At 39.0% G+C, this 12,736-nt stretch carries 10 protein-coding genes and 2 rRNA genes; 7 read left to right on the forward strand and 5 right to left on the reverse strand.

Annotated features, from left to right (window positions below; genetic code table 11):
• The 5 genes from AACU95_RS02120 to AACU95_RS02140 form a co-directional block, all read left to right on the forward strand.
• Window positions 1-1,032, forward strand: a 23S ribosomal RNA gene (locus tag AACU95_RS02120); the annotation flags it as partial.
• A 113-nt stretch (window positions 1,033-1,145) separates the two neighbouring features.
• Window positions 1,146-1,261, forward strand: a 5S ribosomal RNA gene (gene rrf, locus AACU95_RS02125).
• Window positions 1,262-1,599: 338 nt separating this feature from the next.
• Complete coding sequence (locus AACU95_RS02130) at window positions 1,600-2,337, forward strand: (Fe-S)-binding protein (protein WP_004246615.1); 738 nt, start codon at window positions 1,600-1,602, stop codon at window positions 2,335-2,337.
• Window positions 2,328-3,746, forward strand: coding sequence for a LutB/LldF family L-lactate oxidation iron-sulfur protein (locus AACU95_RS02135; protein ID WP_004246616.1), 1,419 nt, complete (start codon window positions 2,328-2,330; stop codon window positions 3,744-3,746). The genes AACU95_RS02130 and AACU95_RS02135 overlap by 10 nt, the downstream gene beginning before the upstream one ends.
• A gap of 3 nt (window positions 3,747-3,749) precedes the next feature.
• Complete coding sequence (locus AACU95_RS02140; protein ID WP_012368603.1) at window positions 3,750-4,442, forward strand: LutC/YkgG family protein; 693 nt, start codon at window positions 3,750-3,752, stop codon at window positions 4,440-4,442.
• An 18-nt stretch (window positions 4,443-4,460) separates the two neighbouring features.
• Here the strand turns inward: AACU95_RS02140 and AACU95_RS02145 are convergent, their stop codons facing one another.
• The 4 genes from AACU95_RS02145 to acs all read right to left on the reverse strand — a co-directional run bounded on the left by AACU95_RS02145 (window position 4,461) and on the right by acs (window position 10,501).
• On the reverse strand, window positions 4,461-6,092 hold the full coding sequence (locus AACU95_RS02145; protein ID WP_004246619.1) for a phosphoethanolamine transferase: 1,632 nt from the start codon (window positions 6,090-6,092) through the stop codon (window positions 4,461-4,463).
• A gap of 322 nt (window positions 6,093-6,414) precedes the next feature.
• Entirely contained in the window at window positions 6,415-8,070 is a 1,656-nt protein-coding gene (locus AACU95_RS02150; RefSeq protein ID WP_004246620.1) for a cation acetate symporter, read from the reverse strand.
• On the reverse strand, window positions 8,067-8,378 hold the full coding sequence (locus AACU95_RS02155; RefSeq protein WP_004246621.1) for a DUF485 domain-containing protein: 312 nt from the start codon (window positions 8,376-8,378) through the stop codon (window positions 8,067-8,069). Before AACU95_RS02155 ends, AACU95_RS02150 begins: the two co-directional genes overlap by 4 nt.
• A gap of 164 nt (window positions 8,379-8,542) precedes the next feature.
• Window positions 8,543-10,501, reverse strand: coding sequence for an acetate--CoA ligase (gene acs / locus AACU95_RS02160; RefSeq protein ID WP_004249862.1), 1,959 nt, complete (start codon window positions 10,499-10,501; stop codon window positions 8,543-8,545).
• Window positions 10,502-10,868: 367 nt separating this feature from the next.
• Between acs and sodA the strand changes: the two genes are divergently transcribed.
• Both sodA and yiiM read left to right on the forward strand, forming a co-directional pair.
• Window positions 10,869-11,492, forward strand: coding sequence for a superoxide dismutase [Mn] (sodA, locus tag AACU95_RS02165; RefSeq protein ID WP_004249861.1), 624 nt, complete (start codon window positions 10,869-10,871; stop codon window positions 11,490-11,492).
• A 117-nt stretch (window positions 11,493-11,609) separates the two neighbouring features.
• Entirely contained in the window at window positions 11,610-12,284 is a 675-nt protein-coding gene (yiiM, locus tag AACU95_RS02170; RefSeq protein WP_107337235.1) for a 6-hydroxyaminopurine reductase, read from the forward strand.
• An 87-nt stretch (window positions 12,285-12,371) separates the two neighbouring features.
• On the opposite strand, the gene tnpA is transcribed toward yiiM, so the two are convergent.
• Window positions 12,372-12,736: IS200/IS605 family transposase (gene tnpA, locus AACU95_RS02175; protein WP_161737158.1), on the reverse strand; the 365-nt coding region annotated here is incomplete at its 5' end.

Below are 12,736 nucleotides of genomic sequence, written 5' to 3' on the forward strand. Positions count from 1 at the left end.
GCGAAGCTCCTGATCGAAGCCCCAGTAAACGGCGGCCGTAACTATAACGGTCCTAAGGTAGCGAAATTCCTTGTCGGGTAAGTTCCGACCTGCACGAATGGCGTAATGATGGCCAGGCTGTCTCCACCCGAGACTCAGTGAAATTGAACTCGCTGTGAAGATGCAGTGTACCCGCGGCAAGACGGAAAGACCCCGTGAACCTTTACTATAGCTTGACACTGAACATTGAGCCTTGATGTGTAGGATAGGTGGGAGGCTTTGAAGTGTGGACGCCAGTCTGCATGGAGCCAACCTTGAAATACCACCCTTTAACGTTTGATGTTCTAACCTAGGCCCATAAACTGGGTCGGGGACCGTGTCTGGTGGGTAGTTTGACTGGGGCGGTCTCCTCCTAAAGAGTAACGGAGGAGCACGAAGGTTGGCTAAGCATGGTCGGACATCATGCGGTTAGTGCAAAGGCATAAGCCAGCTTGACTGCGAGAGTGACGGCTCGAGCAGGTACGAAAGTAGGTCTTAGTGATCCGGTGGTTCTGAATGGAAGGGCCATCGCTCAACGGATAAAAGGTACTCCGGGGATAACAGGCTGATACCGCCCAAGAGTTCATATCGACGGCGGTGTTTGGCACCTCGATGTCGGCTCATCACATCCTGGGGCTGAAGTAGGTCCCAAGGGTATGGCTGTTCGCCATTTAAAGTGGTACGCGAGCTGGGTTTAGAACGTCGTGAGACAGTTCGGTCCCTATCTGCCGTGGGCGTTGGAAGATTGAGAGGGGTTGCTCCTAGTACGAGAGGACCGGAGTGAACGCACCACTGGTGTTCGGGTTGTCATGCCAATGGCATTGCCCGGTAGCTAAGTGCGGAAGAGATAACCGCTGAAAGCATCTAAGCGGGAAACTTGCCTCGAGATGAGTCTTCCCTGTCACTTTAAGTGACCTAAAGGAACGTTTAAGACTAAGACGTTGATAGGCTGGGTGTGTAAGCGTAGCGATACGTTGAGCTAACCAGTACTAATGAACCGTGAGGCTTAACCTGACAACACCGAAAGTGTTTTGTCAGAGAGACGAAACGATGAAGTCAGCTTGTTTAAGATTGAATTACTGGCGACTTACCGAAAGGAAAGAAGCGAGTGATTAAAACCGAATTTGCTTGGCGGCCATAGCGCGGTGGTCCCACCTGATCCCATGCCGAACTCAGAAGTGAAACGCCGTAGCGCCGATGGTAGTGTGGGGTCTCCCCATGTGAGAGTAGGGAACTGCCAAGCATTAAATAAGACGAGAAAGCCAACCCAATGGGTTGGCTTTTTTGCGTTTATTCTATTTCACTTACGTTAAATTCTTTATTTATCGTAATAAAACTAGACTTAATAAACTCCCTCAATTTGCCACAGTAATAAATTGTTTTTATTAAAAAATAATCATAAATACCCTTTATATTCCCATTTCTTTATTTCTTGAAAACTGTAAATTTATAAAAAAAACACTTATACACATATATTTAACATTATTTTTATGCAACACTATTTGTCATACAAATGAGTTTATAAATGAGTCTCGGCTTATTTACTTACTCTACATAGATAAAAGCAATGGGAGCATAAGTATGGATGTTAATTTTTATGTAACATGCATTGGTGACGCCTTAAAGTCTCAGATGGCAAGAGATAGTGTATTGCTGTTAGAAAAACTAGGCTGTCAAGTTCATTTTCTCGAAAAACAGGGCTGTTGTGGTCAACCTGCTATTAATAGTGGATATATTAAAGATGCCATTCCAGCGATGAAAAACTTGATTAAAACCTTTGAAGTTAATGACTATCCTATTATTTCTCCTGCTGGATCATGTTCTTTTGCTATTAAAAGTTATGCTAAATATCTGGTAAATGAACCTGACTGGGCTATTCGTGCAGAAAAAATAGCTAATCGCATGTTTGATCTCACCTCCTTTATCGTTAATCAATTAAATATTGTTGATGTAGGTGCAAGCCTTAAAGGAAAAGCTGTTTATCACCCGTCTTGCAGCTTATTTCGTAAGATGGGAGTGAAAGAAGAGCCACTCACACTATTACGTCATGTAAAAGGGCTAGAATTATTACCTTTTGACAATATGGAAACCTGTTGTGGTTTTGGGGGGACGTTTTCGGTAAAAATGGCTGAAATTTCAGGTGAAATGGTCAAAGAAAAAGTTCACCACATTATGGATGTTCATCCTGACTATTTAATTGGTGCGGATGTCAGTTGCTTATTAAATATAGGTGGTCGTTTAGAGAGAGAAGGTCGTCCAGTTAAAGTGATGCATATTGCGCAAGTATTGATGAGCAATGAGGAGGAATTATGTCATTAAAAACAAGCTCTCTTCCTTTTAAAACGCTAATTGATCGTCAAGTTCACGATCAAATTATGCAAAAAGCCGTTGCTAATGCGCAAGAAACTATTGGCCGTAATCGTCAAAAAATGGTTGATGAATTAGGACACTGGGAGGATTGGCGGGATAGAGCGGCACAAATTCGTGATCATGTACTTGCTAATTTAGATGCCTATTTATATCAATTATCTGAAAAAATAGAACAACATGGTGGGCATGTTTTCTTTGCTCAAACGAAAGAAGAAGCCTCTCAATATATTCTCAATATTGCAAAAGAGAAAAAAGCCAAAAAAATAGTCAAAGCCAAATCAATGGTGACGGAAGAAATTGGCTTAAACCCTGTATTAGAAAATGCAGGTATTAATGTTATTGAAACCGATTTAGCCGAGTTTATTCTTCAACAAGCAAAAGACGCCCCATCTCATGTAGTGGTTCCTGCTATTCATAAAAATAGAGCCCAGATACGTCAAATATTTCATGACAAACTGGGTTATAACGGCTCAGATACACCAGAAGAAATGACGCGTTTTGTTCGCCAGAACATTAGAGACGATTTTTTTACTGCCGATATCGGTATTACGGGGTGTAATTTTGCGGTAGCAGAAACAGGTTCTGTTTGTTTAGTCACTAATGAAGGTAATGCACGATTAAGTACAACATTACCCAAAACGCATATTGCGGTGATGGGGATGGAACGTATTGCACCTACTTTTAAAGAGGTAGATATCTTAATTACCATGTTGGCCCGTAGTGCAGTCGGGTTACGTTTAACGGGCTATAATACATGGCTTACTGGCCCTAAAGAGAATGACAACGTTGATGGCCCAGAAGATTTCCATCTTGTTATTGTAGACAATGGCCGCTCGAAGATCATTGGTTCTGAATTTAAAGATATTTTACGTTGTATCCGTTGTGGTGCTTGTATGAATACTTGCCCTGCTTATCGCCATATTGGCGGTCAAGGATATGATTCTATCTATCCAGGCCCTGTTGGTGCCGTCTTAACGCCACTACTTGGTGGATATAAAGACTTTAAAAACCTGCCTTATGTCTGCTCATTATGTACTGCTTGTGATAGCGTTTGCCCAGTAAAAATACCTTTATCAAATCTTATAAAGAAACATCGTGAAGTCATGGTAGAGCAAGGTATAACACCGACAACTGAACGTAATATTACTCGGGTATTTAATTATGTGAACCGCCATCCTATGTTATGGAAAGTTGGGATGAATATGGGGGCTCATGCTACAAAATGGTTTATTAAAGAAGGTAAAGCGCCATTAAATATCGGTGCAATAAAAGCATGGACAGAAGCGAGAAATTTACCTGAAGGTGATGGTGAAAGTTTTCGTAGTTGGTTTAAAAAACACCAAAAAGAGGAGAAATAAGAGATGGATAACAATAAAGAACGCTTTTTATCAAATCTTGCTTCTCAATTAGGTAGGTCGTTAAAAACGCAACCTGAAGCTTTACCTGAACCAGTAAATTTATATCCAGAACAACGATTAACGGAGCTTTCTGATGATGAACTTTATCAATATTTTCTCAATACAGCTCAGTTAGCAGGAAGTACTTATGAAACGACAACATTGTCATCTTTACCTAAGCATTTAGAGACTCTTTGTGAACAGTATGGTTTACCAGTGATATTAACGGGTGATCCACGATTACAGGAAAGTGGTGTGATTGATTATTTATCAGAACACTGTCATGCCAATATTTGGGATCATACTGAGGGTAAAAAAAATATTGAACGGGTAAAAGAGGCAAAAGTCGGAATTGTATTTGCTGAATATGGACTTGCAGAATCTGGCGGTGTTGTTTTATTTTCTGGGGCTGACAAAGGAAGAAGTGTTGGATTGATCCCTGAAACCACGATTTTTGTACTAAAACGCAGTACGATTTTGCCTCGTGTTGCTCAGTTAGCAGAAAGATTACATCAAATGGCATTAAAAAATATAAGAATGCCTTCTTGTATTAATATTATTAGTGGTCCTAGTTGCACATCAGATATTGAATTAATTAAAGTTGTTGGTGTTCATGGCTCTTTAAATGCGATTTATGTGATTATTGAAGATTGTTAAATTAAGTCACGCGCCTCTTTATTGGGGCGCTTGTTCTTCTGATTCTAATAGTGCGTAGTTTAATAACTTCTTATTACCATCGATGACCATCATTGACGTTTTTGTTTGATAGCATTCGCTTAAAGGTGAGTAACATTTTTTCGCTGAGTTATGTTCAATACCTAGCCATTGGCTTAATAGCCAATAATTATCTGCGGTAGAAAAAGGTTTATTCAAATTTTCTTCATTGATATTTGGTCGCGTTGCAGATGCGCTATACCAAATAAAGAGCGGTATATTATAAGCTTCTTGGCGAGGACTGTTCACGCCATGGTGATAACGTACTTCTCTATTTTTATCTAATCGTTGTAATGCGTGATCTGAAAAATAGAGTATAGATGCGGGTTTATCTTGTATTTTTTCAATAATTTGGCTGATAAGTTTGTCAGTATAAGCGATAGAGCTATCGTAGCAGTTATCATCTTCTTGTTGGGAAAAGGTTTTAAGGTAAGTGCTAGGAAAACGATTACATGCTGGCTCATGACTACCATAAGTATGTAGGACAATGAGCTTTTTATTTGATGAGTTATCATTAAGCGCATTATCTAAAAATGGCAATAATTCTTCATCATAGCCAATAAATTCATTCCATTTTTTATGTTGGGCCATATTGGCAATAACAGAAATCACACTCGTTTTTGGATTTCCTTTACCTTGGTTACTTAACCAATATGTTTTGAAGCCAGCATGATTGGCAAGAGAAATGATATTATCAGCGTAGTGTTTCTTATCATATAACTCTGTTAGGTTGATATTAGAAAGGGATATGGGTACTGATAATATGGTCACAGGCGCAGGAGAATAAGCTTGCTTAAATAATAAAATATTATTTTTTTCTTTCTCTAAATTAGGGGTAGTATCGTACGGATACCCATAAATTCCTAAATGATCACGTCGTACTGATTCACCAATCAAAAGAATATAAATTTCTGTTTTTTGATCCACTTTATCATAGTTAAAATTAACTTTTTCTGATGTGATCTTTTTGATTTGTCTATTTTCGTGGAAAGTCCGCACTAAAGCTGCTGCATTGTAAAAAGGGGTATTAAGTAGATAATACTCAGCAAGTAATTGGGTTTTACTCTCTGATCTTATTGCTAAGTTTTTGTATAGAGAAATAAGAATTATTAATATAAAAATAGCAATTAAACATCTTTTATTAGTTTTGTTATTTAAATAACGGGCGCTAATATGTATTAAATAGAAAAAACTGGTAAATATAACAATATAAAAGAGTACATAATATTTATTATAAGAGAGCATACCAACAGTTTCACTTCCATTAGTATTAATGAAAGTTTCTGCTATTGATGATGAAAAGGGAATATCATGTTCACGATAAAAAAACAGTGAGATGGAGAGGTTTAAAGACCATAAAGCTGCAACAATAAAAGTAATCACTTTTCCTATAGTAAACCGATAGATACCTGCGCAGAGCAACATCAGGAGCCAACCGATAATCACCATAGAGAACTTTTGTTCAATATGCAGGGTTGAACCCGCTAATAGTGCAGGTACTATAGATAAAATAAATAAAAGAGAAAAGTTTATTACTTGAGACATGCTTTTATCATTATCACCTTTTTCCATATAGAATAAAAAGTTAACCATTTAGCATTTCATAATACAAGTCTTGTTTAGCTAAAACGAGTCTGAAATTGATATTTCAGTACTTATCTTATCTTTTATTGACTTATTATACTGTTACTTATAGTTATATTTACACTTTTAATTATTGTTATAATAATTTTAATTAATTGATCTTGCTTGAAATTTTCCAATAGACTTAAAATTAAACCACATTAGTCAATAGTAATTTAAAATATCGTATAGATATGTATTTTTAAACCGATATTAATTTAATTAAGTAAAGAGTAAAAAAAAGTGCCAACATTGTTGGCACTTTAAGAATAAAAAACTATTTTACAGATGTTTAATGAGGTTTACCTTGCTCTGCACCAATACCTATTTGTGAGCGAATAAACTGAGCTTCAAATTTCATACGCTCTTGAGTTGCCAGAGAAGAATTATCGGTAATGGAGAATAACCATGAAACGATAAAGGCAATGATCATAGAGAAAAGAGCAGGGTACTCGTAAGGATAAATAGGTGTATCATGACCAAGAATACTCACCCAGATCGTGGGACCTAAGATCATTAAGGTAACGGCAACAATTAAGCCAGACCAGCCACCAATTACAGCCCCACGTGTTGTTAATCCCTTCCAATACATAGAGAGTAAGATAATAGGGAAATTACAACTTGCAGCGATAGAGAAAGCTAAACCGACCATAAAGGCAATATTCTGTTTCTCAAATAAAATACCTAAACCAATGGCGACAATGCCGAGAATAACAACCGTTATTTTCGAAACTTTTAGCTCTTGTCGCTCATCTGCTTGGCCATTTTTAATTACATTGGCGTATAAATCATGAGAAACGGCAGATGCACCTGCTAAAGTTAATCCTGCAACAACGGCTAAAATAGTGGCAAAAGCGACTGCAGAAATAAAACCAAGGAAGAAATTACCACCAACAGCATCCGCTAAATGAACAGCGGCCATATTGGTGCCACCAATTAAAGCACCAGCGGCATCTTTGAACAGAGGATTAGGGCTAACGAGTAAGATAGCCCCGAAACCAATAATAAAAGTAAGAATATAGAAATAACCGATAAAACCTGTCGCATAGAAAACACTTTTACGAGCCTCTTTTGCATCGCTAACGGTAAAAAAGCGCATGATAATGTGGGGAAGTCCTGCGGTACCAAACATTAAGGCAAGACCTAAGGATAATGCAGAGATAGGATCAGAAACTAACCCTCCTGGACTCATGATAGAAAAGCCTTTTTGATGGACGTTAACAGCTTCTTTAAACAAGGTATTGAAGTTAAAGTCTGCCGCTTTCATTACCATGACCGCCATAAAAGTTGCACCGGCGAGTAATAAAATGGCTTTGATTATTTGTACCCAAGTGGTGGCTAACATGCCGCCAAAAAGGACATAAAGAACCATTAAAATACCGACTAAGATCACCGCAATATGGTAGTTTAAGCCAAAAAGTAACTCGATTAATTTACCCGCCCCTACCATTTGAGCAATAAGATAGAGGGCAACAACAACTAATGAACCTATTGCAGAAAGTGTTCTAATGGGCTTTGGACTTAAACGGTAAGAGACAACATCAGCAAAAGTATAGCGTCCTAAATTACGCAAACGTTCAGCGATAATAAATAGAATGATTGGCCAGCCGATTAAAAAGCCAATAGAGTAGATAAGTCCATCATAGCCAGAAGTGTATACTAACGCTGAAATTCCTAAAAAGGAGGCGGCAGACATAAAATCACCAGCGATAGCCATACCATTTTGAAATCCGGTAATTTTGCCACCCGCAGTGTAATAATCAGACCGTGATCGTGTTCGTTTAGAGGCCCAGTAAGTAATATACAGTGTTAAGCCAACAAAGATCAGAAACATGATAATGGCTTGGAAGTTAATTGGCTGTTTTTCACCCCCTTCTGTTATCGCTGCGGCTAATACATTGGGGGATAATAACGTTAATAGTGATATGGCGTAGTGTTTATTTTTCATTTTTCTACCTCACCAAGAATTTCTGCCGTTAATTTGTCAAACTCTGTATTTGCTCTAATAACGTAAATCCCTGTTAGTAGAAAAGAGGCGATAATTAAGCCAATACCGATAGGAATACCTCGAGTAATGTAACTGCCTTCATAGAGCGGTGTACCTAACCATTGTGGATAAAAAGCAATCAGCAATATAAATGAGACATACATAACAAGTGTAATAATCGAAAGTCCCCATGAGAAACGACTACGTTTTTTAACCAGTTCTTTAAAGCGAGGGTTATTTTCTATCTCTTGATAAATATTGGGATTCATCAGAGTTCTCCTCAAAATAATTATTTGGTTTATTACATGATTTAGAGGTGTTTATCCCCGCATGTCATGAATTTGTGATAAGAGAGCCCTGCAAAGGCATAAAATGCCTTTGCATAGTAGTATTCCGGTTTTATTGACTGCTGTATTATTTGAGCACTAGCACTTTAAATGGTCAGTGATAGAGACTGTTTTTCTTCTAACAGTTTTTCTACAACGCCTGGATCGGCGAGTGTTGAGGTATCTCCAAGGTTAGTTGTGTCGCCAGAGGCAATTTTACGCAAGATACGACGCATAATTTTCCCAGAGCGTGTTTTAGGTAAGGCATCTGTCCAATGAAGGATATCAGGTGTTGCTATTGGGCCTATCTCTTTACGTACCCAATTGCGCACTTCTGTATAAAGCTCTGCCGTAGGCTCTTCACCATGATTTAGCGTGACATAAGCATAAATAGCTTGTCCTTTTATATTATGGGGAATACCAACAACAGCCGCTTCTGCAATTTTAGGATGGGCGACAAGTGCGGATTCAATTTCAGCGGTACCTAAACGGTGACCAGAGATATTTAAAACATCATCAACACGGCCTGTTATCCAATAATCACCGTCCTCATCACGGCGGGCACCGTCACCTGAAAAGTACATGCCTTTAAAGGTTGAAAAGTAAGTCTGTTCAAAACGGTCATGATCGCCAAATAATGTTCTTGCTTGGCCCGGCCATGAATCTACGATCACCAAATTACCTTCACAAGCACCGTCTTGTATTTCCCCCATATTGTCAACAATCGCAGGTTGTACACCAAAGAATGGACGAGTCGCTGAGCCTGGTTTTAGATCCATTGCTCCTGGCAATGGGGTTATCATGAAGCCTCCTGTTTCTGTTTGCCACCATGTATCAACAATAGGGCATTGGCTACGTCCCATTTTTTGATAAAACCATTCCCAAGCTTCTGGGTTAATAGGCTCTCCTACTGAGCCTAAAATGCGTAAAGAGGTTCGTTGTGTACCTTCAATGGCTTTGTCTCCTTCCGCCATTAATGCGCGGATCGCAGTAGGTGCGGTATAGAGAATATTAACTTGGTGTTTATCAACAATCTGGGCCATACGATTGACGGAGGGGTAATTGGGGACGCCCTCAAACATCACTGTTGTGGCACCATTTGATAGCGGGCCATATAACAAGTAGCTATGGCCAGTTACCCAACCGACATCCGCTGTACACCAATAAATCTCACCATCATGATAGTCAAAGGTGTATTTAAAGGTCATTGAGGCATAAACAAGATAACCGCCAGTGGTGTGCAATACGCCTTTGGGTTTCCCCGTAGAGCCTGATGTGTAGAGAATAAAGAGTGGATCTTCTGCGTTCATGACTTCCACATCACATTCTGTACTGACGCCTTGAACAATTTCATCCCACCATAAATCGCGTCCTTCAATCCATTGTTCTGTTTGCCCTGTTCGACGTAAGACCACAACATGTTCAATAGGCGGGATATCCACATGAGTGAGGGCATCATCAACATTTTTCTTTAAGGGGATTGCTCTACCAGCACGTAAGCCTTCATCTGCAGTGATCACTAATTTTGCTTTAGAGTCAATAATGCGCCCTGCCACTGCTTCTGGTGAGAAACCACCAAAAATAACAGAATGAATAGCCCCAATACGAGTACAAGCCAACATCGCAACAGCCGCTTCAGGAACCATTGGCATATAAATAGCCACCACATCGCCTTTTTTGATACCCAATTTTTTTAATACATTGGCGAATTGACAAACATCTTGATGAAGTTGGCGATAGGTAATGCTTTTCGATTCATTAGGGGAATCACCTTCCCAAATAATAGCAACTTGATCCGCGCGTTTTTCTAAATGGCGATCAAGACAGTTTTGGCTAATGTTAAGTTGCCCATCTTCAAACCAGCGAATACGGACATGGCCTGGATCAAAGGAGGTATTTTTCACAATAGTATAGGGGGTTATCCAATCAACAATTTTCCCTTTATCTGCCCAAAAGGCCTCAGGGTTTTCGATGGATAATGCATAATCTTTTTGGTATTGCTCTTTATTAATCAGGGCGTGCTCTGCAATGTTTGCAGGAATGTGATGTTGGTTTATTTTTGTCATAATTGTTCTCCTTACTGTTGTTAATACTATGTCAAAAAGTCGTTAACAAAAGAGGGTAAAGAGACATTGTTTCTTTTTTGCGCATAAGATCACGAAATAATGGAAATGCTTTTCATGGCGTGATCAATTAGTGCTAAAGGTTGTTATGTATAATTTATCTACCTTTTGGGTATTTTATGAAATATTAAACCAATAATAAGCTTTTTATTTAAAATAAAATACTGTGAAAATTGATGTCACTGGGTTGGATAAAAAAACCACAAAAATAATATGGATATGATAATGATTTTCATTAACATTTTTTTCACTATAATAAAGAGATAAATCACATGGCGTGATCGAATATAAAACAGCACTGGAGATTAATATGAGCTATACATTACCTGCACTCCCTTATGCTTATGATGCGCTAGAACCTCATTTTGATGAGCGCACAATGGAAATTCACCATACTAAGCATCATCAAACTTATGTGAACAATACCAATACTGCGTTAGAAAAACTGCCTGAATTAGCGGGTTTAGAAATTGATGAACTCGTTAAGAATTTACATAAAGTACCTGCTGATCAACGTACCTTTGTACGTAACAATGCGGGTGGTCATTCTAACCATACTTTCTTCTGGAAAGGATTAAAGCTAGGCACTCAATTACATGGTTCATTAAAAGATGCCATTGAACGTGATTTTGGTAGTGTTGATGCATTTAAAGAGTTGTTTGAAAAAGCCGCTGCTAGCCGTTTTGGTTCAGGTTGGGCATGGTTAGTATTAAAAGATGATGGAAAATTAGCTGTTGTTTCTACCGCAAACCAAGATAGCCCATTAATGGGTGAAGAGTTAGCAGGTGCATCTGGCTATCCAATTATTGGCTTAGATGTATGGGAACATGCGTATTACTTGAAATATCAAAACCGTCGTCCTGATTATATCAAAGCATTCTGGTCTGTAGTTAACTGGGATGAGGCGCAAAAACGCTATCAGAGCAAAGCATAATATTGCTATCATTCTCTTTTCTCTCTATTTATCAATGCCGACAATTATTGTCGGCATTGTTTATTTAGCCTGCTCTCTTTATTATAAAAGGACTTTTTTTCATTGAGGCAATGAGTTATGCGCTATTTCCCCAGTGTTTTTATTGGCAATATCATGACGACTGCAAATGGATTTACCAGTGCGATCACCAAAAGGCTGGTGGATGGGCATATTAAACTAACATCACTGGGCTTAGCAGGTGATGAGCAAGCAGAAAAAGGGTTTCATGGTGGGCCTGATCGCGCTTTGTGCCATTATCCTCAAGAACATTATCATTACTGGTCTGAGCAATTTCCTCAACTGGCTGACTTATTTAATGCTCCTGCGTTTGGTGAAAATATTTCGACTACCGGTCTGACAGAAGAGAATGTTTTTATTGGTGATATATATCAATGGGGTGACGCTTTAATTCAAGTGACCCAGCCTCGTTCACCTTGTTATAAGTTAAACACGGTGACTGATATCAGCGATTTTTCACAACTGATGCAAGATAGCGGTTTTTGTGGCTGGTTATATCGCGTGATAAGTCCCGGCGAAGCAGGCTGTCATCATCCTTTGGTTCTACGCTCAAGAAATAGCGATATCTCTGTTAAAGAAGCAATTGCTATTGCTTTTCATATGCCATTTGATGAGGAGTCGTATCGTCGCTTATTAACAGCGGCAGGACTATCCGCTAGTTGGTGTAAAACCATGCAGTTAAGATTGCAAAAACAAACTATTGAAAGTTTTGATAGAAGGCTATTTAAGAAATAGTCAGAAAATAGGCCAGCAGTTATCCAAAGCACCGTAAAACCCCGTCCTTCAGGTCGGGGATAGGGGATATAAGGCGCGGTTTTTTAACTAACTCGGTGTTTCCTGTTGCTCAATGTACTGGTGGATAATGGATATTGGTGCGCCACCACAACTCCCCGCGAAATAACTCGGCGACCAAAGAACCCCCTTGTAGTAATCACGTTGGGCAATATCAGGACGATCACGTCGAAGTAATCGACTCGATACCCCTTTAAGGCTGTTAACCAGATTAGATATCGCCAGTTTTGGCGGGTAATTAATCAGTAAATGAACGTGATCCCGTTCCCCATCCATATCAACCAGTTCAACATCAAAGTCAGCACAAACACTGGCAAAGTAGCCTCGCAATTTTTCAATGGCATCCTGATCAAATATTTTTCGCCGGTATTTTGTGACAAAGACCAAATGGACGT

The organism is Proteus sp. G4415 (assembly GCF_963896075.1).
Taxonomy (GTDB): domain Bacteria; phylum Pseudomonadota; class Gammaproteobacteria; order Enterobacterales; family Enterobacteriaceae; genus Proteus; species Proteus mirabilis.